Source organism: Pseudomonas sp. FP2338, assembly GCF_030687515.1.
GTDB classification, from domain to species: Bacteria; Pseudomonadota; Gammaproteobacteria; order Pseudomonadales; family Pseudomonadaceae; genus Aquipseudomonas; species Aquipseudomonas salomonii.
This window is the reverse complement of record NZ_CP117436.1, coordinates 976,120-1,000,221: the sequence shown is the minus strand read 5'-3', so window position 1 is coordinate 1,000,221 and position 24,102 is coordinate 976,120. Positions and strand designations below refer to the sequence as shown.

Genomic DNA, 24,102 nt, shown 5'->3' with positions numbered 1-24,102 from the left:
AAGATCAAAGCGCCCGCGCAATAATCTCCTTCATGATCTCATTGGTCCCCGCATAAATGCGCTGCACCCGCGCATCCGCCCAGGCCCGCGCAATCGGGTATTCCCACATGAAGCCGTAACCACCGTGCAACTGCACGCACTCGTCGAGCACCTTGCATTGCAGGTCGGTGGCCCAGTACTTGGCCATCGCAGCGGTGGGCACGTCGAGCTTGCCTTCCAGGTGCAGCGCCATGCATTTATCGACAAACACGCGGCCGATCTGAATCTCGGTGGCCATCTCCGCCAGCTTGAAGCGAGTATTCTGAAAGTCGGCAATCGCTTTTCCGAACGCCTTGCGCTCGCGGGTGTAGTCCAGGGTCCACTGCAGCGCAGCTTCGGCGGATGACAACGCGCCAATCGCCACGGTCAGGCGCTCCTGAGGCAGCTCCTGCATCAAGTAGGCGAAGCCCATGCCTGCCTGGCCCAGCAGGTTTTCCTTGGGCACGCGTACATCCTGAAAGAACAGCTCCGAAGTATCCTGGGCCTTCATGCCCACTTTCTCCAGGCGCTTGCCCTTGTCGAAGCCCGGTGTATCGGCTTCCACCAGAAACAGGCTGGTGCCCTTGGCGCCAGCCTTGGGGTCGGTCTTGGCCACCACCACTACCAACTCGGCGAGATAGCCATTGGTGATAAAGGTTTTGGAGCCGTTGATCACATACTCATCGCCATCCAGCACGGCGGTGGTCTTGACACCCTGCAAGTCAGAACCGGCACCCGGCTCGGTCATGGCGATGGCCGTGACCATCTCGCCGGAGATCAGTTTAGGCAGGTACTTGTGCTTCAGCGCCTCACTGCCGTAATGCAGGATGTAAGGCGCGACGATGTCCGAATGCAGGGAAAAGCCGATGCCGGTAAGGCCCAAGCGACTGATCTCTTCGATCACTACCGCGCTGTACAAAAAGTCCGCGCCCAGCCCGCCGTATTCTTCCGGCAGGTGGGAACACAGCATCCCCGCCTCCCCCGCTTTGCTCCACAGATTACGGTCGATGTAACCCTGCTTTTCCCACTGCCCGTGGAACGGCGCAGCGTGTTTTTCGAGGAAGGTGCGCACGCTTTCGCGCAAGAGTTCGTGCTCCGAGCTGAACAAGGTTCTGGGGATCATGGGTCACCTGCGTGGATTGTCGGACAAAGACCAGACCACAGAGCCTATGCCGCGAAGGCGTCACAGGACACTGGACACATGCGACAAAAAATAAGACGATCCAGCCGTCTGGTGACCACTTTCCCCTATAAGAATAAATGAAATTATGTCTAACCAAATCTCCACGCCCTTGCGGCGCGTCAGCATTTTGGCCATTGATCGGGTATTCGCTTCCACCCTCATGCAAGCCAAGGATTTCTTCCACCTCGCCAGCCTGCGTTACGGCAAGCAGCAAGGCCTGGGCCTGACCCCGGCATTCGAAACGCGCCTGGTAAGCCCCGACGGGCAGTCGGTACGCAGCTTCAGCGATGTGATCATGCCGGTGGACGGCGGCCTGGAAAACGCCGACATCATTGTGTTGCCGGCCTTCTGGGATGACTTCGAAGCCCTGTGCAGCCGCTACCCGCAAGTGCTGCCGTGGTTGCGCGAACAACATGCGCGTGGCGCGGTGCTGTGCGGCGAAGCCACCGGAGTGTTCTGGCTGGCCGAAGCCGGGCTGCTCGATGGTAAAGAGGCGACCACTTACTGGCGCTTCTTCAACGCCTTCAGCGAGCGTTTCCCCAAGGTGCAACTCAACCAGGACAAGCACCTCACCGACGCCGACAACCTGTACTGCGCCGGCGGCACCACCTCGGCGTGCGACCTTTACATCTACCTGATCGAGCGCTTCTGCGGCGCCAACATCGCCCAGGCGGTAGCCCGCGACATCCTTTACGAAGTGCAGCGCAACTACGCGCCAGGGCGCATCGGTTTTGGCGGGCAGAAGCTGCACCAGGACGTGATCATCCTGCAAATCCAGCACTGGCTGGAAGAGCACTTTGCCGACAAGTTCCGCTTCGAAGACGTCGCCCGGGAGCACGGCATGAGCATTCGCAACTTCATGCGCCGCTTCCAGACGGCCACGGGTGACAAGCCACTGCATTACCTGCAAAGGCTACGCATCGAGACGGCCAAAGGCCTGCTCTCGGGCAGTCGCAAGAGCATCAAGACCATCAGCTATGAAGTGGGTTACGACGATGCAAGCTTCTTTGCGCGGCTGTTCAGGCAGCACACCGAGCTGTCGCCGAACCAGTATCGCCAACAGTTCCAGCAAGCCGCCTGACTCAAAGTAAACACAAACCAAGGTGGGAGCTGGCTTGCCTGCGATGGCGGTGTATCAGTGAGTACATTTATTCCTGACCCACCGCCATCGCGGGCAAGCCCGGCTCCCACAGGTGATCTCCATTGTTCTGGAGAACATCCATAAAAAAGGCCTGTATCACTGCAAGCCGCATAACCCCTGGCGAACACAAACCAAGGTGGGAGCTGGCTTGCCTGCGATGGCGGTGTATCAGTGCATGTATCGGCTGATGACCCACCGCCATCGCGGGCAAGCCCGGCTCCCACAGGTGATCTCCATTGTTCTGGAGAACATCCATAAAAAAGGCCTGCATCACTGCAATCCGCATAACCCCTGGCGAACACAAACCAAGGTGGGAGCTGGCTTGCCTGCGATAGCGGTGTATCAGTGAGTACATTTGTTCCTGACCCACCGCCATCGCGGGCAAGCCCGGCTCCCACAGGTGATCTTCATTGTTCTGGAGAACATCCATAAAAAAGGCCTGCATCACTGCAGGCCTTGGTCATTTCATGCACATCGCTTACGGCTTGTGCCCACGCGACAGGAACTCGTGGGATTGCATTTCCAGCAAGCGGCTCAGGGTGCGCTGGAATTCGAAGTTCAAGCGACCGCCCGTGTAGAGGTCCTTGAGCTCGACTTCCGCCGAGATGATCAGCTTCACGTTACGGTCGTAGAACTCGTCGACCATGTTGATGAACCGCCGCGCGATGTCATCGGTAGTAACGCTCATCTGCTCCACGCCGCTCAAGATCACCGCGTGGAAAATCTTGCCCAACTCGATGTAGTCGTTCTGGCTACGCGGGCCGTCGCACAGCTGGCGGAACTCGAACCAGGCCACGTCATCGCAGGTACGCAGGGCGATGATTTCACGGTTCTCGATCATCAGCTTGTCGTTTTCCACCGCCTGGGTGCATTCCGGCGTCAGCGCGCGGAAGCTCTTTTTCAGGCTTTCATGCGCCGCTTCGTTCAGCGGGAAGTGGAACAGTTCAGCCTGCTCAAGGTGACGCAAACGGTAGTCGACACCGCTGTCGACGTTGACGATCTCGGTGTTCTGCTTGATCAGCGCGATGGCCGGCAGGAAGCGCGCACGTTGCAGGCCGTCCTTGTACAAGCCGTCGGGCACGATGTTCGAGGTGGCGACCAGGGTCACGCCGTTCTTGAACAGTTCTTCCATCAAGGTGCCGAGGATCATGGCGTCGGTGATGTCGGAGACGAAGAACTCATCGAAACAAATGACCCGCGCTTCGTCGGAGAAGCGCTTGGCGATGAGCGTCAGCGGGTTCTTCTCGCCCGGCAGCGTCTTCATCTCTTCGTGCACACGCTTCATGAAGCGGTGGAAGTGCGTACGCACCTTTTCCTTGAACGGCAGTGCTTCGAAGAAGGTGTCGACCAGGTAGGTCTTGCCGCGGCCCACGCCACCCCAGAAGTACAGGCCTTTGACCGGCGTGTGGTCTTTCTTGCCAAACAGCTTGCTGAACATCCCTGGCTTGTTGTGCGAGGCCGCGACCAGGTCGTCGTACAGGCGCTGCAAATGACGCACCGCATTTTCCTGGGCCGCGTCATGGAAGAACTCAGGGCGTTTCAGATCAGCTTGATATCGTTCTAGGGGCGTCATAATTTCGTTAGCAAGGCAACAAAAACGGGCCGTCACTGTAACGACGGCCCTGAATAATGGCAATCAACCCTTGGTCGGGTTAATCCTCGATGGGGGTCAACGCAACGCGCAAGGCGGCGATGGCTGCATCGCGCGACGTTTCGTCGGCAAAGTCAGCGCTGTCGGCCACGGCAGCACCGTCCAGCCATACGCTGAAGCCTGTGGCCTCAGTGCGTACATCCAGCGCGTCGCCGTTTTGCAGTTGCTTGGTCACTGCGCCCGCTGTTTTGCCGTCGGCAAAATTGCGCGACAACAGCAATTGCTCGCCCTCGGCCGACAGCAGGCGGAAGCGGAAGCTGCCGTCGTCTTCACGAAAGCTCACGAAGCGCGCAGCTTTGGCGGCTTTCTTCTTGGCCGCCACTGGCGCGGCGGCCTGGTTGACGAACGAGCGCAGGCCCACGGCTTCACGCAGCTCGGCAAGGAACGGTGCGGCCACGGCGCGGGCTTTCTTGGCGCCGATCAGCAGCAGGTCTTCCATGTCCGAGGGGCGCGACATCAACTGGTGGTAACGCTCGCGCGGCTCGCTCAGTTGGCTGTCGAGCAGTTGGAACAAGCGATTCTTCGCCTCGCCCCAGCCCAGGCCTTGCAGCAGCTCGGCGCGGAACTCTTGTTCCTGAGCCTTGCTGGCAAATGCCTGGAACAAGGTGAACAGGTGCGAGTTGTCCGGGTCCTTGGCTTCGCCGGGCGCACGCGAATCGGTGACGATCCGCGAGATGGCGTCCTTCATGTCCTTGGCGCTGGTGAACAACGGGATGGTGTTGTCGTAGCTCTTGGACATCTTGCGGCCGTCCAGGCCCGGCAAGGTGGCGACGCTTTCTTCGATCAACGCCTCGGGCATGGTGAAGAATTCTTTACCGTTGCCGAACAGGTGGTTGAAACGCTGGCCGATGTCGCGGGCCATTTCCACATGCTGGATCTGGTCACGGCCGACCGGCACCTTGTGCGCGTTGAACATCAGGATGTCCGCCGCCATCAGCACCGGGTAGCTGTACAGGCCCATGCTGATGCCCGCGTCCGGGTCTTCACCGCTTTCGACGTTCTTGTCCACCGAGGCCTTGTAGGCGTGGGCGCGGTTGAGCAGGCCCTTGGCGGCAACGCAGGTCAGCAGCCAGGTCAGCTCGGGGATTTCCGGGATGTCGGACTGGCGATAGAAGGTCACCCGGTTCACATCCAGGCCACCGGCCAGCCAGGTCGCGGCGATTTCCATGCGCGAGCGCTGGATGCGCTGCGGGTCATCGCACTTGATCAGGGCGTGGTAGTCGGCCAGGAAGTAGAAGGAATCGGCATTCGCGTCCTGGCTGGCGAGGATCGCCGGGCGGATCGCACCGGCGTAGTTGCCCAGGTGCGGCGTGCCGGTGGTGGTGATGCCGGTGAGGATACGGGTACGAGTCGTCATGGGTAATCGCTTATCAGACTGCTATCAATTCGAGAGGCGCGGCAGCACCAGATCCTTGAGATCGGTGAGCTTGCCATGAAAAAAGTGTCCGCATTCTGCCACTTTCAGCAGCTCATGGGGGCGTTTGAGGTCGGCGGACCAATCGTAGACCAGCTGCGGGTCGACCACTTCATCGGTTTCCGGCTGGATCAGGGTCAATGGGCAGCCTTGGGGCAGCACATCGCTATCGCGCAGGCGCATCACCGCAGCGGCGACCATGAACAGGTGCGCAAGCTTTTCGCCCTTGGCTTCCAGGCGGCCGCCGAGGCTGGCCGCGACATAGCCGCCGAAGGAAAAGCCGAGCAGGGTAATCGGCAGTTCAGGGTGTTTTTCCCGCAGCCAGGTGGCCGCCGCTTCGGCATCGTCCACTTCACCGGTGGCCATGTCGTGAGTACCGGCGCTCGCGCCGACCCCACGGTAATTGAAACGTAAAGTAATCAAACCAGCATCGCGGGCAGTGCGCTGCAGGGTCGAAACGACTTTATTGAGCATGGTCCCGCCTTGCACCGGGTTAGGGTGGCAGATCAGCGCCAGGCCACGTGGCTCGGGGTGATCCAGGTACAAGGCTTCCAATTGGCCCACCGGGCCAGCGATCAAAACGGGGGTTTCACGCATGAGCAAGGAATGAACTCCGTGACCTCTCAAAGGGTCGACTCGTCTAGCTAAAAGTCTGTGCATGGCATCATTGCGAGCTTAATCGCGGTATACAGCGCAGGTTTGAGCCGTTAACGTAAAGCAAAGCCGTTTATAGAGGAAGGACTCGTGGAACACTCGCTCTTAGTTTGGTTGTTGCCGACTCTTGCCCTGGTTGCCGGTGTCGCCATTGGATTCCTGGTTGCCCGCTTGCTGCCGAATGCCGCGCCTAACCGCACGCAGCGTCAGCTGGATGACATTCAGGAACGTTTTGACAGTTATCAGAACGAGGTTGTTACCCACTTCAACAGCACCGCGACCCTGGTCAAGAAGCTCACTCAGAGCTACCAGGAAGTACAGGATCATCTCGCCGATGGCGCCAACCGCCTCGCCCTCGACGACATCACCCGCCAGCGCCTGCTGGCCGCGCTGCATTCCGATGCACCGCAAGCCCCACGGGAGCGCCTGACGCCACCGCGGGAAAACCAGGAGCCACCACGGGACTACGCGCCAAAAACGCCGAACGCCCCAGGCATGCTGGATGAGCATTACGGCTTGAAGAAGTAAGTTATTTTCAAGCACTAAAAAGCCCGGCTGATCGATGATCAGCCGGGCTTTTTTATGGGTGCTCAATCAAGCAGGCGACACTAATCCAATGTGGGAGCTGGCTTGCCTGCGATAGCGGTGTACCAGCAAAGTATCTGTTGCCTGACCCACCGCCATCGCGGGCAAGCCCGGCTCCCACACTCAACGAGCGTGCCCTTAAGCCGGTTGTTGCTCCTGCAACAACCCACCCTCAATTCGCACATGTCGCCCATGGAAGCGCTTGAGGCTGCTGCGATGGCCGACACTGACGATACTCAGCCCCGGCAGTTCATCGATCAACGCTTGATACAAGCTCGCCTCATCCTCTTCATCCATGGCGGAGGTGGCTTCGTCCATATACAGCCATTGCGGCGCGAACAACAAGGCGCGGGCAAAGGCCAGGCGCTGCTGCTCACCGGGTGAGAGCATGCGCTGCCAGTGGTTGGCCTCATCCAGACGGCTGACCAGATGGGGCAAGCGGCAGGTTTCCAGGACCTGTGCATAACGTTCGGCCGGGTAGGTGCTGTCGTCTTGTGGATAACTCAACACGGCCTTCAGGCTGCCAATCGGCAAGTAAGGCTTTTGCGGCAGGAACAGATAACGCGCCGCCGGCAGGCGAATGCTGCCGTGGCCCGCCGGCCACAAGCTGCCCATGGCGCGCAGCAACGTACTTTTACCGCTACCGGAACGCCCACTGAGCATCACGCGCTGGCCAGGCTCTACCGTCATGTCGGCGTCAGTGAGCAGGTGGCGGCCGTCGGCCAGGTCCATGCCCAGGTCTTTGACCACCAGTTGCTCGCCGTGCGGGCGCACATCGATGGCCGGAGCACGTTGCTCGTTGCGGCTCATGGCCTCATGGAAACTCAGCAGACGGTCACTGCTGGCACGCCAGCTGGCGAGGTCGGAGTAAGCGGTGATAAACCAGCTGAAATTGCCCTGCACATTGCCGAATGCCGAGTTGATTTGCATCAGCTCGCCCAGCTCGATCTTGCCGGCAAAATAGCGCGGTGCCGCCACGATAAATGCAAAGACAATCGCGATCTGCTCATAGCCTGCGGTGAAGAATGTCAGGCGCTTGGACACTTTCATGATGTCCCAGTAGTTGTGCCAGACCTTACCGAACCGCGCACTCAAACGTTGATTTTCGTTTGACTCGCCATTGTACAAAGCAATGCTTTCGGCATTTTCCCGCACGCGCACCATGGAGAAACGCAAGTCTGCTTCGAACCGTTGCTGCTGGTTGCTCAAGCCGATCAAACGACGGCCGATCAGGTGCGTCAGCCAACTGCCGACGGCGGCATACAGCAATGCGCACCAGAACATGTAGCCGGGGATGGTGATACCGAACACTTCGATGCTGCCCGACACGCCCCACAAGATAATCGAGAACGACACCAGACTGACCACATTGCGTAACAGGCCCAAACCCAGCGTTAACGTGTTCAAGGTAAAGCTATTGAGGTCTTCGGAAATCCGCTGGTCCGGGTTATCGGTGTAGCCGCCCTGCTCCAACTGGTAGTAGTTCTTGTTGTTAAGCCAGCGTGCAAAGTGCTTTTCGGTGAGCCACGCGCGCCAGCGAATGGTCAACATCTGGGTCAGATAAAGGCGGTAGACCGCGCCGAGAATAGCCACTGCAGCGATGCCGCAGAAATAGATGATCTGCTGCCAAAAAGCCGCAGTGTCCTTTTTTTCCAGGGCGTTATAGAAATCCTTGTACCAGTGGTTGAGCCACACGGAAATCGCCACACTGAACAGCGTCAGACCAACCACCACAGCCAGCAACAACCAGGCCTTGCCCTTCTCTTCACTGCGCCAATAGGGTTTGATCATCGCCCACGTTCGGCGCAGGAAGTGCCCATGCACCGCGTCGTTGACCGCGGAATACTCAGCGTTCTGATTCATCGTTCAGGCTCTGTAAGAAAATGTGACAGGCGTTTGAACCGATCATAGACGATCGGTTCAGGGCTCCGTGCGGCCTGAAGCGGATTGTTCAGACTTTGTTCAGCGCCGTACCGGGCGTTTCTGCAACTTGCGTTGCAGGGTACGTCGGTGCATGCCCAACGCACGGGCAGTAGCGGAGATATTGCCTTCGTGCTCGGTGAGCACACGCTGGATGTGTTCCCACTGCAGGCGGTCCACCGACATAGGGTTTTCCGGCACCAGGGTGTCGAGGTCGGCGTGCTCGGAGAGCAAGGCAGCCAGCACGTCGTCGGCATCCGCCGGCTTGCACAGGTAATTGCAGGCGCCGCGCTTGATGGCCTCGACGGCAGTGGCGATGCTGGAGTAACCGGTGAGGATCACCACGCGCATTTCCGGGTCCAGCTCCAGCAGCTTGGGCAGCAGCACCAGGCCAGAATCGCCGTCCATTTTCAGGTCGAGCGCGGCGTAGTCCGGCAGGTCGGCCTGGGCGATGGTCAGGCCTTCTTCAGCCGAACCTGCGGTGCTCACGCGAAAGCCACGACGGCTCATGGCGCGCGCCATTACGCGGGTAAAGGTGGCGTCGTCATCTACCAGCAACAGGTGCGGCAGTTCTTCGCCTTCGACTTGGATCTCGTCACTCATCGATATCTCCTCGTGCGACACGGGGCAGGCGCAGCTCGGTGAGCGTGCCACCTTCCTCATGACTATAGAGCTTCACTGAGCCGCCCGCGCGGGTCACGCTGGCCTTGCTCAAAAACAGGCCGAGGCCGAAGCCTTTGCCCTTGGTGGTAAAGAAGGGTTTGCCGATTTGCTCGGCAATCGCCAGCGGCACGCCCGCGCCGTGGTCACGAATGCTGATGGTCACGTTTTCCGCGTCCCAGTCCAACTGCACGCCCAAGCCTTCGGGGCAGGCATCGGCGGCGTTGTTCAGCAGGTTGAGCAAGGCCTGGGTCAGGTCCGGCGGCGGCGCCATGCGCGGCACCGTGCCCTGGCCCAGCAGGTTGAAGCGATAGCTGGCCTCGGGGCGCATCAGGTGCCAGCGGTTCAGGGCTTCGTCGAGCCACTGGGTCACGTCCTGCATCTCTACCGCCAGGCGGCGATTGGCTTCGGCGGCGCGCACCAGTTGCTGCAAGGTCTGCTTGCACTGCTTGACCTGTTCGCGCAACACACCGAGGTCTTCTTGCAGCACCGGGTCGTGATGGTCCTGGGTCATTTCATTAAGCAGTACGCTCATGGTCGCCAGCGGCGTGCCCAATTCGTGGGCGGCGCCGGCGGCCTGGGTGGCGACGGCCAGTAATTGCTGGTCGCGCAGGCCTTCTTCGCGGCGAATAGCGCGCAATTCTTCCTGACGGCGCAGCTCTTCGGCCATGCGTGCAGCGAAGAACGTAATCACCGCCGCAGACAGCGCAAAGCTCAGCCACATCCCGTAGATCTGCAGATTTTCCCTAGCGATGGGGAACGTCTGCAACGGGTAGAACTGTGCCAACAGCAAGGTGTACAGGGTCAGCGCGATACCCGACAGCACCACCGAATAGCGCCAGGGCAACGTCACGGCAGCGATGGTCAATGGCACCAGGTAATACGAAACGAACGGGTTGGTGGAACCACCGGAGAAATACAGCAAAACACTGTGGATAAACAGGTCGCAGGCCAACTGGAGCGCATATTCCAACTCGGTCACCGGCCACGTAGTGCGCAAACGGATGGCGGTGAACGCGCACAGCACGGTGGAAAACGCCAGGGTCACACCCAGTTGCAGCCACGGCAGCGGCAGCAGGTCGAACCAATAGGCAAGCCCGACGGAGCCGGCCTGTGCGGCCAGTACCAGGGTACGGATGAACGTCAGGCGCCAGAGGTTCTGGCGTGTGGCGGAAGTCAGTTTTACGGCGGCGAGCATGAGCTCTCCCGGTGAGCGCTGCAGGCGGATCGGCACGAGTATAAACGAAGCAGACCCGCTGGCACGGCGCGTGTGGCTCTTTGACGCAGGCCGGCCAAATGACCGTTCGTCGGCACCACCACCACTTGTAGCGAATGTGTAAACCCGAAGAACCCGAAGCCACCGTCTACAGTCTTAACCAACACGACTACCTCAAGGAGCTTCCATGTCTCGTTTCACTCGCAGTGCAGCTGTTATCACCCTCGGCGTCGCCACCCTTGCCAGTCTCCCCGCATTGGCAGCCGAAGGGCTGAACTACAATCAGATTTCCCTGCGCGCCGAGGTCAGCCAGGAGGTTGCCCGCGACAAGATGATCGTCACCCTTTACACCGAGTCGCAAAACGCCGACCCGGCTAAACTCGCGGCCGAAATCACTAACACCATGAACAAGGCCTTGGGCGAGGCGCGCGAAGTCAAAGCGGTGACCCTGCGCCAAGGCAGCCGCAACAGCTACCCGATCTACGACAGCAAGAACCAGAAGATCACCGGCTGGCGCGAGCGTGCCGAACTGCGCCTGGAAAGCGCCGACTTCCCGGCACTGTCCAAGCTCACCGGCGAACTGCTGAACACCCTGAAAATGGAAAACATGGACTTCGCCATCGCCGACAGCACGCGCAAGGCCAGCGAAGACGCATTGCTTAAAGACGCCGTTGCCGCCTTCAAGGCGCGCGCGCAACTGGCCACCGATGCACTGGGCGGCAAGGGCTACAAGATCGTCAACCTGAACTTCAACACCAATGGCTACCCGATGCCTTACGCCCGCAATGGCGGGATGATGATGAAAGCGGCCATGGCGGATTCGGCGCCAACGCCAGAAGTAGAAGCCGGCACCAGCCAGGTCAACATGAGCGCTGATGGGGTGATTGAAGTACAGATGCAGTGACCCCTACCTGACAACCCTGAACGGCGGTAACCTCGGTGACCGCCGTTTTCGTTTGGGCAGCCTTTATATGCCTGCCACTTCAGGGGTCTCCATGGAAAGAATCACCTTAAAACCGTTGCTCCTTGCCGCCGGCCTCCTGGCCTTGATGCCGACCGCTCAGGCGGCGACTACCCTGGTCTACTGCTCCGAAGCCAGCCCCGCCGGTTTCGACCCCAGCCAGTACACCAGCGGCACCGACTTCGATGCCTCCGCCGAAACCGTGTTCAACCGCCTGACCCAGTTCAAGCGTGGCGGCACCGAGGTTGAGCCGGGCCTGGCGACGAGCTGGGATGTGTCCAAGGACGGCCTGACCTACACCTTCCACTTGCGTGATGGCGTCAAATTCCACACCACCGATTACTTCACGCCTACCCGCGACTTCAACGCGGATGACGTCCTATTCACGTTCAATCGCCTACTGGATGCCGACAGTCCGTTTCGCAAGGCTTACCCGTCCGAGTCGCCCTACTTCACCGACATGGGTTTGAACACCACGATCAAAAGTGTCGAAAAACTCGACGAGCACACCGTGCAGTTCAACCTGAACAACGTCGACGCCTCGTTCGTGCAGAACCTGGCCATGAGCTTCGCCTCGGTGCAATCGGCCGAATACGCCGCCCAGCTTTTAAAAGAAGGCAAGGCCGAGCAGATCAACCAGAAACCCGTGGGCACCGGGCCGTTTGTGTTCAAGCGCTACCAGAAAGACTCGCAGATTCGCTACGCGGCCAATAAGCAGTATTGGAAACCGGAGGATGTGAAGCTCGACAACCTGGTGTTCGCCATCACCCCGGACGCCGCCGCGCGCCTGCAGAAACTCAAGGCCGGTGAATGCCAGGTCAGCGGTTACCCGCGCCCGTCCGACATTGAAATAATGAAACAAGACCCCAACCTGCGCGTGCTGCAACAGGCCGGTTTCAATTTGGGTTTCCTGGCCTACAACGTGACGCATCCACCGCTGGACCAGCTCAAGGTGCGCCAGGCGCTGGACATGGCCATCGATAAGCCGGCAATTATCAAGGCTGTTTACCAAAGCGCCGGACAATTGGCGCAGAACGCCCTGCCTCCGGCGCAGTGGTCTTATGACCCCACCATCAAGGATGCGCCCTACGATCCGACCAAGGCCCGGGCGCTACTAAAAGAAGCAGGGGTTGCACCAGGTACCACCATCAACTTGTGGGCGATGACCGTGCAGCGCGCTTCCAATCCCAACGCGCGAATGTCGGCGCAAATGATTCAACAGGATTGGGAAAAAATCGGTATTAAAGCCAACATCGTCAGCTATGAGTGGGGCGAATACATCAAGCGCGCCAAAAATGGCGAGCATGACGCGATGATTTATGGCTGGACCGGCGACAATGGCGACCCGGATAACTGGCTCGGCGTGCTCTACAGTTGTGCCGCAGTCAAAGGCAGCAACTACGCCAAATGGTGTAACCCGGCCTACGACAAACTGGTGCAGCAGGCCAAGGTCAGCAACGACCGCGAGCAACGCATCAAGTGGTATCAACAGGCACAGAAAATCCTTAAGGAACAAGTGCCTATAACGCCTATTGCAAACTCGACGGTTTTCCAGCCACTTCGAAAGGAAGTAAAGGACTTCAAGATCAGTCCTTTTGGTCTGACGCCGTTTTATGGTGTCAGTCTAGATAAGTAACAGCTACGCCCCAACCGAGTGCGCTAGACCGCTCGGTTGGGCATTTTTGGTGCGCGCCATGCACCGAAAAAACCCTCTATATATATGCATTTATGTACAAACTTTCATAAATGCGACATTCCTGTACGTTCGTACCACAGTTTGCCTCTTGCAACGGTTCAGCATCTTGCAATGGGTATGGCCCCTGCATAAGTATCCGCAGGCCGACTCACGAGGTCGCCCTCACCACCAAAAATGACAACAAATCATGAGGCCAACATGCTTAAACACGCAGTCCTTCCGCTTTTAGTGAGTGCTGGCCTTATGGCCGCTGCTCCTTTCGCCCATGCGGCGAGTAACCTGGTGTTCTGCTCCGAAGGGAGCCCGGCCGGTTTCGACCCAGGCCAGTACACCGCCGGAACAGACTTCGATGCCTCGGCCGAAACCATGTTCAACCGTCTGACCCAGTTCGAACGCGGCGGCACCGCTGTGATTCCTGGGCTGGCCACCAGCTGGGACGTGGCCCCGGATGGCCTGACGTACACCTTCCACCTGCGTGATGGCGTGAAATTCCACACCACTTCGTACTTCAAGCCGACCCGTACCTTCAATGCCGATGACGTTCTGTTCACGTTCAACCGCATGATCAACAAGGACGATCCGTTCCGTAAAGCCTACCCCACCGAGTTCCCGTACTTCACGGACATGGGGATGGACACCAACATCAAGAACATCGAGAAAGTCGATGACCACACCGTCAAGTTCACCCTTGGCACTGTGGACGCCGCTTTCATCCAGAACCTGGCGATGAGTTTCGCCTCCATCCAGTCGGCCGAATACGCCGCTCAACTGTTGAAGGAAGGCAAGCCCGCGGACATCAACCAGAAGCCAATCGGCACTGGCCCGTTCGTGTTCAAGAGTTATCAGAAAGATTCGAACATTCGTTACACCGGCAACAAGGACTACTGGAAACCTGAGGATGTGAAGATCGATAACCTGATCTTCGCCATCACCACCGACCCGTCGGTGCGCATCCAGAAGCTCAAGAAAAACGAATGCCAGATCACCTTGTTCCCACGTCCGGCCGACCTCAAGGCGCTGGGCGAAGACAAGGACCTGAAACTGCCGCACCAGGCCGGTTTCAACCTGGGCTACATCGCTTACAACGTCATGCCGGTGATCAAGGGGCAGACCGCCGCCAACCCACTGGCCGACCTGCGTGTACGTGAAGCGTTGGACATGTCGGTGAACAAGCAGCAGATCATCGACTCCGTGTATCAGGGCGCAGGCCAACTGGCCGTCAACGCCATGCCGCCGACCCAGTGGTCCTACGACACCACCATCAAGGATACGAAGTTCGACCCAGCCAAGGCCAAGGAACTGCTCAAGGAAGCCGGCATTAAAGAAGGCACCGAGATCACCCTGTGGGCCATGCCGGTTCAACGGCCGTATAACCCGAACGCCAAGCTGATGGCCGAGATGCTGCAGAACGACTGGAAACAGATCGGCCTGAAGGTCAACATCGTCAGCTACGAGTGGGGCGAGTACCTCAAGCGCTCCAAAGGCGGCGAGAACCAGGCCATGATCATTGGCTGGAGCGGCGACAATGGTGACCCGGACAACTGGCTGAACGTGCTGTTCGGCTGCGACTCGCTGGCCGGTAACAACTTCTCCAAATGGTGCGACAAGAAATTCGACGGCATCGTCAAAGAAGCCAAAGCCACATCGGATGTCGCCAAACGCACCGAGCTGTACAAGCAGGCGCAACATATCCTCAAAGATGCAGTCCCGATGACACCTATCGCGCACTCGACGGTGTATCAACCCATGCGCAACACCGTGCAGGACTTCAAGATCAGCCCGTTTGGCTTGAACTCCTTCTACGGCGTTAGTGTAAGCGGCAAGTAAGACTCAGTAGCGGCGACGTTTCATAACGTCGCCGTTATTGCATCCGCCTAGACCATAGGAAACAGACCACAACCGCAACATTGCCGTCCTACAGCAATGAACTGCGACTTGTGCATCCGTTACCTACAAGGTCAATCCGTTTTGGCGCATTTACTGCAAGCTCCGCGACCCATAACGTCGTAGGACAGCAGAAGCTCCAATCCAGGAAAGGCACTTGCTGCGTGTGGGATCAGTGATGTCCACCAAGCCTGACGCTTGGGTGATTGCTCGCTGATGACAACAACAAACAAGGATCGGGATCGTCATGCGCCATACCACTGTTCTATCCGCAATTTTTGGCACCAGCCTGCTGGCTGTGGCCACGATGGGCCAAGCCGCCGAAAAGAAGAGCCTGGTGTTCTGCTCTGAAGGCAGCCCGGCCGGGTTCGACACCGCGCAGTACACCACCGCCACCGACAACGACGCGGCGGAACCTTTGTACAACCGCCTGGTTGAATTCGAAAAAGGTGCGACTGACGTGGTGCCTGGGCTGGCAACCAAGTGGGATATTTCCGAAGACGGCCTGACTTACACCTTTCACCTGCGTGAAGGGGTGAAGTTCCACAGCAACAAGGAATTCAAGCCGACGCGCGACTTCAATGCCGACGATGTGCTGTTCACCTTCAACCGCATGCTTGACCCTGAGTACCCGTTTCGCAAGGCCTACCCCACCGAGTTTCCGTACTTCAACGGGATGAGCCTGAACAAGAACATCGCCAAGGTCGAGAAGACCGGCCCTTACACCGTGGTGATGACCCTGAACACGGTCGACGCCGCGTTTGTACAGAACATCGCGATGAGCTTTGCCTCGATCCTGTCGGCCGAGTACGCCGAACAGTTGCTGAAAGAGGGCAAACCCAGCGACATCAACCAGAAGCCGATCGGCACTGGGCCCTTTGTATTCCAGCGCTACCAGAAAGACTCGCAGATCCGTTATGTGGGCAACAAACAGTACTGGGACCCAAGTCGCGTCAAGCTGGACCAACTGATTTTTGCCATCAACACCGACGCCTCGGTGCGGGTGCAGAAGCTCAAGGCCGGCGAGTGCCAGATCACCCTGCATCCGCGCCCCGCTGACGTCGACGCGCTCAAGGCCGACCCGAACCTGCAACTGCTGACCAAGCCGGGGTTCAACCTCGGCTACATCGCCTACAACGTGCGCCACAAACCCTTCGACCAGCTCGAAGTGCGCCAGGCACTGGATATGGCGGTGAACAAGCAGAGCATTCTGAATGCCGTGTACCAGGGCGCGGGCCAGCTGGCGGTCAACGCCATGCCGCCGACCCAGTGGTCCTACGACGACAGCATCAAGGACGCCGCCTACAACCCGGAAAAAGCCAAGCAACTGCTCAAGGCCGCCGGCGTTAAAGAAGGCACCGAGATCACTCTGTGGGCCATGCCGGTGCAGCGCCCGTACAACCCCAACGCCAAGCTGATGGCCGAGATGCTGCAAAGTGATTGGGCCAAGATCGGCCTCAAGGTCAAGATCGTCAGCTATGAATGGGGCGAATACATCAAGCGCACCAAAAACGGTGAGCACGATATCAGCCTGATCGGCTGGACCGGCGACAACGGTGACCCGGACAACTGGCTGGGCACCCTCTACAGCTGCGACGCCATCGGCGGGAACAACTACTCCATGTGGTGTGACCCGGCGTACGACAAGCTGATCAAGCAAGCCAAGGTCGTGACCGACCGCGAACAAAGGACTGTTCTGTACAAACAGGCGCAGCAATTGCTTAAACAGCAAGTGCCGATCACGCCCGTCGCCCACTCGACGGTCAACCAGCCGTTAAGCGCCAAAGTCGAAGGTTTCAAAGTCAGTCCCTTCGGCCGCAACGTGTTTTCGGGCGTCAGTCTCAACCCATAAGAAAATAACCGGATGGTGCGGAGCCAAATCGGCTCCGTAGCAAACGTGCAGCCTTTTGTTGGGATTTATCCTACGGCAAACGTTTGCACTAGCTTGAACGAGTTACACACCCAATAGCCGGTTCACCTAAAAAGACCGGCATTAAAAAGAGAACCAAAGGAGCTTCACCCATGAAACTGAGCAGCAAAGCGCTTCTGGCCCTGGCCATCAGCAGCATCACGGCAACCGCATTTGCGGAAACCCAGAGCCAGGACTTCGTCCCCACCACATTGGCCGGCACCAGCGCCCAAAGCGAGGCCAAGGGCTTTGTCGACGGCGCAAGCCTGGGCGGTACCACCCGTAACTGGTTCTCCAACGAACAGAAGTTCCGTGGCGGCAAGTTCACCTACCAGAAGCACGGCGAAGCGCGCACTGACGCTTACCGTACCAACTGGGTACAGGGCACCATCCTCAACCTGAGCTCGGGCTTTACCCAAGGCACCGTGGGCGTCGCTACCGAAGTCGCGGCCTACAACGCTATCGTGCTGGACCGCAGCAAGCGCGACATCAAGGGTGGTTCCAACCGTACCCTGGCCGACTCCGACGGCGATGCAGTCGATCAGTGGAGCAAACTGGGCCTGGCCAACGTGAAGTTCCGTGTGTCGAACACCACCTTGACCGCCGGTCGCCAGAACTTCAGCAGCGGCATCGTCGACACCATCGGCAACCGTGCACTGCCATCGAGCTTCGAAGGTTTCGCCCTGAACAGCGAAGAATTCAGCAACCTGTCGTTCCAGGGCGCTTACTTCGACCGCGTATCGCCACGTACCGAACAGAGCCTGTCGAAATTCCGCAGTGAATACGGTAATGGCCAGGAAGCGGATCACGTCTACACCGCCGGTGTGAACTACCAGCCGTTCAAGAGCCTGAAAACCAGCTTCTTCGGCGCTCAAGTCAAAGACTTCTGGAACCAGTACTACTTCGGCGCTACCCACGAACTGGGTGATGCTCAGACCCTGGCTCTGACCACCGGCCTGAACTACTACAAGACCGTGGACGAAGGCAAAAAGTTGATGGGCAAGATCGACAACGACACTTACTCGCTGTCGCTGGGCCTGACTCACCAGGCTCACAGCCTGACCTTCTCGTACCAGGAAGTGAACGGTAACGAGTACTTCGACTACCTGCACGAAACCAACGGCATCTACCTGGCCAACTCCCTGACGTCCGACTTTAACGGCCCGAACGAGAAATCGTTCCAGATCGCTTACGGCATCAACATGGCCGAATACGGCGTGCCGGGCCTGAAGTTCAACATCTACTCGGCTCGCGGCTGGGGCATCGACGGCACTCACTACACCGGCGACGGCGGCGTGAAAGGCTTCGCTTACAACGGCATCCAGACCCAGGACGGCGAGAAACACCAGGAATACGGTGTCGGCACCTCGTACGCCATTCAGAGCGGCGCACTCAAGGCCACCACCATCCGTGGTACCTACGTGACTCACCGTGCCAGCGCCAACCAGGCTGACGGCAACATCCGTGAGTTCCGCCTGGTCACCACCATCCCGTTCAACATTCTTTAATTAGCGCCAGGTAGACGGCGGGCTCATCACGAGCCCGCCGTCTACGCTTGTCTGGTTTAATCGATTGCAGAGGGCTCTGAATGAAAATGCTCCCGCTACAAGCTGCCATTGCCGCTGCGCTGTTGAGCGTTGCGATCGGCGTTTCGGCCAAACCGCTGGTGGTCTGCACCGAAGCCAGCCCGGAAGGTTTTGACCCGGTGCTGTACACCACCGCGGTAACCGCTGACGCCGCCGCTGAAACCATGTTCAACCGCCTGGTGGACTTCAAGCCCGGCACCACCGAAGTTGTACCGGCACTGGCCAAGGCCCTGCCGGAAATCAGCGCCGACGGCCTGACCTACACCTTCCACCTGCGTGACGATGTAAAGTTCCACACCACCGACTACTTCAAACCCACGCGCAACATGAACGCCGACGACGTGCTTTGGAGCTTTCAGCGCCAGCTGGACCCGAATCACCCTTGGCACAAAAAGTCCCTTGTGGGTTACCCGTATTTCGAAAGCATGGGCTTCAAGGAACTGCTCAAGAGCGTAGAGAAGACCGACGATCACACCGTCGTCTTTACCCTGACCCGTCCTGAAGCACCGTTTTTGGCCGACCTGGCCATGGCGTTTTCCTCGATTCACTCCGCCGAATACGCCGACCAGTTGCTCAAGTCCGGCAAGACCGATGACCTGAACGCCAAGCCCATCGGCACCGGCCCGTTCGTCTTCACCCGTTACGCCAAAGACGCCCAGGTGCGTTTCAAGGCCAACCCGGACTACTTCCGTGGCAAACCGCCATCTGACCCGTTGATCCTGGCGATCACCACCGACAACAATGTGCGCCTGCAGAAGCTCAAGGCCAACGAGTGCCAGATCGCGCTGTATCCGAAACCGGATGACGTGCCGAGCGTGAAGGCTGACCCGAACCTGAAGGTTGCGGAGTTGGCGGCGATGACCACCGCCTACACTGCGCTGAACACCACCCACAAGTACATGAGCGACGCCCGCGTACGCCACGCGATCAACATCGCGTTCGACAAAAAAGGCTACAACGAGTCCCTGTACGGCAAAGGCAACGCCATCGACGCCACCGGCCCGTACCCGCCAACCCTGCTGGGTTTCAGCGACAAGCTGAAAAACCCAACCCGTGACCTCGACAAGGCCCGCGCCCTGCTCAAGGAAGCCGGCGTACCGGAAGGCACCGAGTTCACCCTGTTCACCCGTAACGGCGGCGGCCCGACCAACCCGAACCCGATGCTCGGCGCCCAGCGCATGCAGGCGGATCTGGCGCAGATCGGCCTGAAGGTGAACATCAAAGTGATGGAATGGGGCGAGATGCTCAAGCGCGCCAAAAACGGCGAGCACGACATGGTTTCCGCCGGTTGGGCAGGGGATAACGGGGACCCGGATAACTTCCTCACACCAAACCTGAGTTGCGATGCGGCGAAAAACGGCGAAAACTACGCCCGCTGGTGTAACAAAGAGTTTCAAGACTTGATCGACAAGGCGCGCGCCATCGCTGAACCCGGCCAGCGCGCTGCACTCTATGAACAAGCCATGGATGTCTTCGAAAAAGACCAACCGTGGATTCCCATGGCTTACCCGAAAATGTTCACCGCCATGCGCAAAAACGTCGAAGGCTTTACCCAAAGCCCTCTGACCACAAATAACTTCGCCACCACCCAGGTGAAGTAAATAAGAGAAGACGCTCGGCACCGTCGACATTGACGGTGCCGAACCTGCCTAACCGGCTGATTGAGGTACACAACAAGATGTTTAGTTTTATTGCCCGCCGATTGGGGTTACTGATCCCCACGTTTTTCGGCATCACGTTGCTGACGTTTGCGTTGATTCGCATGATTCCCGGCGACCCCGTAGAAGTCATGATGGGCGAACGCCGTGTCGACCCCGAGATGCACGCACAGGCAATGGAACGCCTTGGCCTGAACAAGCCGCTCTATGCGCAATACTTTGACTATGTAGGCAAGCTCGCCCACGGCGACCTCGGCGAATCACTGCGCACACGCACCAGCGTGTGGACCGAATTCACCGCCCTCTTCCCTGCGACCCTGGAACTGTCCATGGCCGCCCTGTTGTTCGCCGGTATCCTGGGCCTGTTGGCCGGGGTGATCGCGGCCCTTAAACGAGGATCCCTGTTCGACCATGGGGTGATGGGCATCTCCCTCGCGGGATATTCGATGCCGATCTTCTGGTGGGGCCTGATCCTGATCATGTTCTTCTCGGTGAGCCTGGGCTGGACCCCGGTTTCCGGGCGTATCGACCTGCTCTACGACATCGAGCCGCGCACCGGCTTCATGCTGATCGACACCCTGCTGGCTGACGAGCCGGACGCATTCTGGGATGCCCTGCACCACCTGATCCTGCCCGCTATCGTGCTCGGCACCATCCCGCTGGCGGTGATTGCGCGGATGACCCGTTCGTCGATGCTCGAAGTGCTGCGCGAAGACTACATCCGTACCGCCAAGGCCAAAGGCCTGTCGCCGGCGCGCGTGGTATTCGTGCACGGCCTGCGTAACGCGTTGATTCCGGTGCTTACCGTCGTCGGCTTGCAAGTCGGCACCCTGCTGGCCGGTGCGGTACTGACCGAAACCATCTTCTCGTGGCCCGGCATCGGCAAATGGCTGATCGAAGCCATTGGCGCGCGGGACTACCCGGTGGTGCAAAACGGCATCCTGTTGATCGCCTGCCTGGTGATCCTGGTGAACTTCGTGGTGGATATCCTCTACGGCTTCGCCAACCCACGCATCCGTCACCAGCGCTGAGATCATGACCATGACCACACCTACTCAAGTGTCAGCAGTCGATCAAAGCCTGCTGTACCCGTCCCCGTACAAAGAATTCTGGCAAGCCTTCTCCAAGAACAAAGGCGCGGTTGCCGGCCTGCTGTTCATGTTGCTGGTGGTGTTTTGCGCGCTGTTTGCCCCGTGGGTGGCGCCGCATAACCCGAGCGAGCAATACCGCGACTTCCTGCTCACCCCGCCAGCCTGGCTGGAAGGTGGGCAGATGCAGTTCCTGCTGGGCACCGATGAGCTGGGCCGTGACCTGCTCTCGCGCCTGATCCAGGGTTCGCGCCTGTCGTTGCTGATCGGTTTGTCGTCGGTGGTGATGTCGCTGATCCCGGGCATCCTGCTGGGTCTGTTCGCCGGGTTCTTCCCGCGCCTGCTTGGCCCAACCATCATGCGCTTGATGGACATCATGCTGGCCCTGCCGTCGCTGCTGCTGGCTGTAGCCATTGTCGCGATCCTCGGCCCTGGCCTGATCAACACCGTGATCGCCATCGCTATCGTGTCGCTGCCGTCTTATGTGCGCTTGACCCGCGCGGCGGTGATGGGCGAACTGAACCGTGACTACGTGACCGCCGCCCGCCTCGCCGGCGCCGGCCTGCCACGCCTGATGTTCATCACTGTGCTGCCCAACTGCATGGCGCCGCTGATCGTACAGGCCACCTTGAGCTTCTCTTCGGCGATCCTCGATGCCGCGGCCCTGGGCTTCCTGGGCCTTGGCGTACAACCGCCAACCCCTGAGTGGGGCACCATGCTGGCTTCGGCCCGTGACTACATCGAACGCGCCTGGTGGGTCGTGAGCCTGCCTGGTTTGACCATTTTGCTCAGCGTGCTGGCAATCAACTTGATGGGTGACGGCCTGCGCGATGCGCTGGACCCGAAACTCAAGAACGCCGCCTGAGGAGATTCCCATGTCACTGTTAGAAATCAAGAATCTCAACGTGCGCTTCGGCGACAAGACCGCCGTACCGGTGGTCGATGGCCTCGACATCTCGGTCGACAAAGGCGAAGTACTGGCGATCGTTGGCGAGTCGGGCTCGGGTAAATCCGTGACCATGATGGCGTTGATGGGCCTGATTGAGCACCCCGGTATCGTTACTGCCGACGCGCTGAACTTTGACGGCAAGGACATGCTCAAGCTGAGCAACCGCCAGCGCCGCCAGATCGTCGGCAAAGACCTGGCGATGGTGTTCCAGGACCCGATGACCGCGCTGAACCCCAGCTACACCGTGGGTTTCCAGATCGAAGAAGTGCTGCGCCTGCACCTGAAAATGTCCGGCAAGCAAGCGCGCAAGCGCGCCATCGAACTGCTCGAAAAAGTAGAAATCCCAGGCGCTGCCAGCCGTATGGATGCCTACCCGCATCAACTGTCCGGTGGTATGAGCCAGCGTGTGGCAATCGCCATGGCAATTGCCGGCGAGCCGAAACTGCTGATCGCCGATGAGCCGACCACGGCACTGGACGTGACCATCCAGGCGCAAATCATGGAGCTGCTGCTGGCCCTGCAAAAAGAGCAGAACATGGGCCTGGTGCTGATCACTCACGACCTCGCGGTCGTGGCTGAAACCGCCCAGCGCGTGTGCGTGATGTACGCAGGCCAAGCCGTGGAAGTCGGCCAGGTGCCGCAACTGTTCGACATTCCGGCACACCCGTACAGCGAAGCACTGCTCAAGGCAATTCCCGAGCACAGCCTGGGCGCCACGCGCCTGGCCACGCTGCCGGGTATCGTGCCCGGTCGTTATGACCGCCCGCAGGGTTGCCTGCTGTCGCCGCGCTGCCCGTACGTGCAGGAATCCTGCCGCGCCCAGCGCCCCGGCCTTGACCCGAAAAGCAACAGCCTCGCGCGCTGCTTCTACCCCTTGAACCAGGAGGTGGCGTAATGGCCGTCGTTCTTACCGCCCGCGACCTCACCCGTCACTACGAAGTGTCCCGTGGCCTGTTCAAGGGCCATGCACTGGTACGCGCGCTCAATGGTGTGTCGTTTGAACTGGAAGCCGGCAAGACCCTCGCCGTGGTAGGCGAATCGGGTTGCGGCAAATCCACCCTGGCCCGCGCGCTGACGCTGATTGAAGAGCCGTCTTCGGGCTCCTTGAAAATCGCCGGCCAGGAAGTGGCCGGCGCCGACAAGGCCCAGCGCAAGCAATTGCGCAAAGACGTGCAGATGGTGTTCCAGAGCCCGTACGCCTCGCTGAACCCGCGCCAGAAGGTCGGTGATCAACTCGGCGAGCCGCTGCTGATCAACACCAACCTGTCCGCCGCCGAACGCCGCGAGAAAGTGCAGGCAATGATGAAGCAAGTGGGCCTGCGCCCTGAGCATTATCAGCGCTACCCGCACATGTTCTCCGGCGGTCAGCGCCAGCGCATCGCCCTGGCGCGCGCCATGATGCTGCAACCCAAAGTGCTGGTGGCGGATGAGCCGACCTCGGCGCTGGACGTGTCGATCCAGGCCCAGGTACTCAACCTGTTCATGGATTTGCAGCAGGAATTCAACACCGCCTACGTGTTCATCTCCCACAACCTGGCGGTGGTGCAACATGTCGCCGACGACGTGATGGTGATGTACCTCGGCCGCCCGGTGGAAGTCGGCCCCAAGGAAGACATCTACGCCCGTCCGCTGCACCCGTACACCCAGGCGCTGCTGTCGGCCACCCCGACCATCCACCCGGACCCGAACAAGCCGAAGATCAAAATCGTCGGCGAACTGCCCAACCCGCTGAACCCGCCGCCTGGCTGCGCGTTCCACAAGCGCTGCCCCTACGCGACCGCGCGGTGCAGCAGCGAAGAGCCGCAGTTGCGTGCGTTGGATAACCGTCAGGTGGCTTGCCACTACGCGGAGCAGTTTGTGGCTTGAACCAGCAATAAAAATGCCCCGGTTGTTCACTCCGGGGCATTACATGCGTTCTACAGCCCTTCC

Annotated in this window: 20 protein-coding genes; 12 read left to right on the top strand and 8 right to left on the bottom strand. The window is 59.3% G+C overall.

The genetic code is table 11. The features are described 5' to 3' along the window. Nucleotides 1-4: 4 nt before the first annotated feature. On the bottom strand, nucleotides 5-1,141 hold the full coding sequence (locus tag PSH96_RS04360; protein WP_305457745.1) for an acyl-CoA dehydrogenase family protein: 1,137 nt from the start codon (nucleotides 1,139-1,141) through the stop codon (nucleotides 5-7). 220 nt (nucleotides 1,142-1,361) lie between these two features. Between PSH96_RS04360 and PSH96_RS04355 the strand changes: the two genes are divergently transcribed. Continuing rightward, nucleotides 1,362-2,282 (top strand): GlxA family transcriptional regulator, encoded by a 921-nt coding sequence (locus PSH96_RS04355; protein ID WP_177336516.1) that lies wholly within the window; start codon nucleotides 1,362-1,364, stop codon nucleotides 2,280-2,282. A 67-nt stretch (nucleotides 2,283-2,349) separates the two neighbouring features. Here the strand turns inward: PSH96_RS04355 and PSH96_RS04350 are convergent, their stop codons facing one another. The 4 genes from PSH96_RS04350 to PSH96_RS04335 form a co-directional block, all read right to left on the bottom strand. Further along, nucleotides 2,350-2,787 carry a hypothetical protein gene (locus tag PSH96_RS04350; RefSeq protein ID WP_305457744.1) on the bottom strand — a complete coding sequence of 146 codons (438 nt, stop codon included), beginning with the start codon at nucleotides 2,785-2,787 and terminating at the stop codon, nucleotides 2,350-2,352. Nucleotides 2,788-2,820: 33 nt separating this feature from the next. After that, nucleotides 2,821-3,915, bottom strand: coding sequence for a cell division protein ZapE (zapE, locus tag PSH96_RS04345; RefSeq protein WP_305457742.1), 1,095 nt, complete (start codon nucleotides 3,913-3,915; stop codon nucleotides 2,821-2,823). A 79-nt stretch (nucleotides 3,916-3,994) separates the two neighbouring features. Beyond that, nucleotides 3,995-5,350: a tryptophan--tRNA ligase gene (locus PSH96_RS04340; RefSeq protein ID WP_305457741.1), complete on the bottom strand. Its 1,356-nt coding sequence runs from the start codon at nucleotides 5,348-5,350 to the stop codon at nucleotides 3,995-3,997. A 24-nt stretch (nucleotides 5,351-5,374) separates the two neighbouring features. Further along, nucleotides 5,375-6,004, bottom strand: coding sequence for an alpha/beta hydrolase (locus PSH96_RS04335; RefSeq protein WP_305457739.1), 630 nt, complete (start codon nucleotides 6,002-6,004; stop codon nucleotides 5,375-5,377). Nucleotides 6,005-6,151: 147 nt separating this feature from the next. Between PSH96_RS04335 and PSH96_RS04330 the strand changes: the two genes are divergently transcribed. Further along, complete coding sequence (locus PSH96_RS04330; RefSeq protein WP_017138275.1) at nucleotides 6,152-6,589, top strand: YhcB family protein; 438 nt, start codon at nucleotides 6,152-6,154, stop codon at nucleotides 6,587-6,589. Between the two features lie 195 nt (nucleotides 6,590-6,784). Here PSH96_RS04330 and PSH96_RS04325 read toward each other — a convergent pair whose 3' ends face one another. From PSH96_RS04325 to PSH96_RS04315, 3 genes are all read right to left on the bottom strand, one after another. Then, nucleotides 6,785-8,509, bottom strand: a complete 1,725-nt coding sequence (locus PSH96_RS04325; RefSeq protein ID WP_305457737.1) for an ABC transporter ATP-binding protein/permease — start codon at nucleotides 8,507-8,509, stop codon at nucleotides 6,785-6,787. A 99-nt stretch (nucleotides 8,510-8,608) separates the two neighbouring features. Further along, nucleotides 8,609-9,169, bottom strand: coding sequence for a response regulator transcription factor (locus PSH96_RS04320; RefSeq protein ID WP_003171731.1), 561 nt, complete (start codon nucleotides 9,167-9,169; stop codon nucleotides 8,609-8,611). Continuing rightward, nucleotides 9,162-10,424: an ATP-binding protein gene (locus PSH96_RS04315; protein ID WP_219266811.1), complete on the bottom strand. Its 1,263-nt coding sequence runs from the start codon at nucleotides 10,422-10,424 to the stop codon at nucleotides 9,162-9,164. The genes PSH96_RS04320 and PSH96_RS04315 overlap by 8 nt, the downstream gene beginning before the upstream one ends. A gap of 205 nt (nucleotides 10,425-10,629) precedes the next feature. On the opposite strand from PSH96_RS04315, the gene PSH96_RS04310 reads away from it, so the two are divergent. From PSH96_RS04310 to PSH96_RS04265, 10 genes are all read left to right on the top strand, one after another. Continuing rightward, nucleotides 10,630-11,346 (top strand): SIMPL domain-containing protein, encoded by a 717-nt coding sequence (locus PSH96_RS04310; RefSeq protein WP_305457734.1) that lies wholly within the window; start codon nucleotides 10,630-10,632, stop codon nucleotides 11,344-11,346. 91 nt (nucleotides 11,347-11,437) lie between these two features. Beyond that, nucleotides 11,438-13,039, top strand: coding sequence for an ABC transporter substrate-binding protein (locus tag PSH96_RS04305; RefSeq protein ID WP_305457732.1), 1,602 nt, complete (start codon nucleotides 11,438-11,440; stop codon nucleotides 13,037-13,039). 258 nt (nucleotides 13,040-13,297) lie between these two features. Continuing rightward, nucleotides 13,298-14,926, top strand: coding sequence for an ABC transporter substrate-binding protein (locus tag PSH96_RS04300; protein ID WP_065911597.1), 1,629 nt, complete (start codon nucleotides 13,298-13,300; stop codon nucleotides 14,924-14,926). A gap of 364 nt (nucleotides 14,927-15,290) precedes the next feature. After that, the gene (locus PSH96_RS04295) at nucleotides 15,291-16,835 is read left to right on the top strand and encodes an ABC transporter substrate-binding protein (protein ID WP_370694350.1); all 1,545 of its coding nucleotides are present in this window, start codon (nucleotides 15,291-15,293) and stop codon (nucleotides 16,833-16,835) included. Between the two features lie 170 nt (nucleotides 16,836-17,005). Then, nucleotides 17,006-18,400 carry an OprD family porin gene (locus tag PSH96_RS04290; RefSeq protein WP_305457729.1) on the top strand — a complete coding sequence of 465 codons (1,395 nt, stop codon included), beginning with the start codon at nucleotides 17,006-17,008 and terminating at the stop codon, nucleotides 18,398-18,400. Nucleotides 18,401-18,480: 80 nt separating this feature from the next. Further along, the gene (locus tag PSH96_RS04285; protein ID WP_305457728.1) at nucleotides 18,481-20,079 is read left to right on the top strand and encodes an ABC transporter substrate-binding protein; all 1,599 of its coding nucleotides are present in this window, start codon (nucleotides 18,481-18,483) and stop codon (nucleotides 20,077-20,079) included. Nucleotides 20,080-20,156: 77 nt separating this feature from the next. Next, a complete protein-coding gene (locus PSH96_RS04280) occupies nucleotides 20,157-21,167 on the top strand; it encodes an ABC transporter permease subunit (protein WP_056859204.1) in 1,011 nt (336 codons plus the stop codon). Nucleotides 21,168-21,177: 10 nt separating this feature from the next. Then, nucleotides 21,178-22,089: an ABC transporter permease subunit gene (locus tag PSH96_RS04275; RefSeq protein WP_065911602.1), complete on the top strand. Its 912-nt coding sequence runs from the start codon at nucleotides 21,178-21,180 to the stop codon at nucleotides 22,087-22,089. A 10-nt stretch (nucleotides 22,090-22,099) separates the two neighbouring features. Next, on the top strand, nucleotides 22,100-23,068 hold the full coding sequence (locus PSH96_RS04270) for an ABC transporter ATP-binding protein (RefSeq protein WP_017138287.1): 969 nt from the start codon (nucleotides 22,100-22,102) through the stop codon (nucleotides 23,066-23,068). Next, the gene (locus PSH96_RS04265) at nucleotides 23,068-24,039 is read left to right on the top strand and encodes a peptide ABC transporter ATP-binding protein (protein ID WP_017138288.1); all 972 of its coding nucleotides are present in this window, start codon (nucleotides 23,068-23,070) and stop codon (nucleotides 24,037-24,039) included. The genes PSH96_RS04270 and PSH96_RS04265 overlap by 1 nt, the downstream gene beginning before the upstream one ends. Nucleotides 24,040-24,102: the final 63 nt, after the last annotated feature.

Excerpts from the sequence above, each read along its gene's own strand:
- PSH96_RS04300 (WP_065911597.1), top strand. The coding sequence starts at position 13,298 with ATGCTTAAACACGCAGTCCTTCCGCTTTTAGTGAGTGCTGGCCTTATG.
- PSH96_RS04310 (WP_305457734.1), top strand. The coding sequence starts at position 10,630 with ATGTCTCGTTTCACTCGCAGTGCAGCTGTTATCACCCTCGGCGTCGCC.
- zapE (WP_305457742.1), bottom strand. The coding sequence starts at position 3,915 with ATGACGCCCCTAGAACGATATCAAGCTGATCTGAAACGCCCTGAGTTC.
- PSH96_RS04360 (WP_305457745.1), bottom strand. The coding sequence starts at position 1,141 with ATGATCCCCAGAACCTTGTTCAGCTCGGAGCACGAACTCTTGCGCGAA.
- PSH96_RS04275 (WP_065911602.1), top strand. The coding sequence starts at position 21,178 with ATGACCACACCTACTCAAGTGTCAGCAGTCGATCAAAGCCTGCTGTAC.
- PSH96_RS04315 (WP_219266811.1), bottom strand. The coding sequence starts at position 10,424 with ATGCTCGCCGCCGTAAAACTGACTTCCGCCACACGCCAGAACCTCTGG.
- PSH96_RS04335 (WP_305457739.1), bottom strand. The coding sequence starts at position 6,004 with ATGCGTGAAACCCCCGTTTTGATCGCTGGCCCGGTGGGCCAATTGGAA.
- PSH96_RS04355 (WP_177336516.1), top strand. The coding sequence starts at position 1,362 with ATGCAAGCCAAGGATTTCTTCCACCTCGCCAGCCTGCGTTACGGCAAG.
- PSH96_RS04295 (WP_370694350.1), top strand. The coding sequence starts at position 15,291 with ATGGGCCAAGCCGCCGAAAAGAAGAGCCTGGTGTTCTGCTCTGAAGGC.
- PSH96_RS04290 (WP_305457729.1), top strand. The coding sequence starts at position 17,006 with ATGAAACTGAGCAGCAAAGCGCTTCTGGCCCTGGCCATCAGCAGCATC.
- PSH96_RS04270 (WP_017138287.1), top strand. The coding sequence starts at position 22,100 with ATGTCACTGTTAGAAATCAAGAATCTCAACGTGCGCTTCGGCGACAAG.
- PSH96_RS04320 (WP_003171731.1), bottom strand. The coding sequence starts at position 9,169 with ATGAGTGACGAGATCCAAGTCGAAGGCGAAGAACTGCCGCACCTGTTG.
- PSH96_RS04265 (WP_017138288.1), top strand. The coding sequence starts at position 23,068 with ATGGCCGTCGTTCTTACCGCCCGCGACCTCACCCGTCACTACGAAGTG.
- PSH96_RS04340 (WP_305457741.1), bottom strand. The coding sequence starts at position 5,350 with ATGACGACTCGTACCCGTATCCTCACCGGCATCACCACCACCGGCACG.
- PSH96_RS04350 (WP_305457744.1), bottom strand. The coding sequence starts at position 2,787 with ATGCAGGCCTTTTTTATGGATGTTCTCCAGAACAATGAAGATCACCTG.
- PSH96_RS04325 (WP_305457737.1), bottom strand. The coding sequence starts at position 8,509 with ATGAATCAGAACGCTGAGTATTCCGCGGTCAACGACGCGGTGCATGGG.
- PSH96_RS04280 (WP_056859204.1), top strand. The coding sequence starts at position 20,157 with ATGTTTAGTTTTATTGCCCGCCGATTGGGGTTACTGATCCCCACGTTT.
- PSH96_RS04285 (WP_305457728.1), top strand. The coding sequence starts at position 18,481 with ATGAAAATGCTCCCGCTACAAGCTGCCATTGCCGCTGCGCTGTTGAGC.
- PSH96_RS04305 (WP_305457732.1), top strand. The coding sequence starts at position 11,438 with ATGGAAAGAATCACCTTAAAACCGTTGCTCCTTGCCGCCGGCCTCCTG.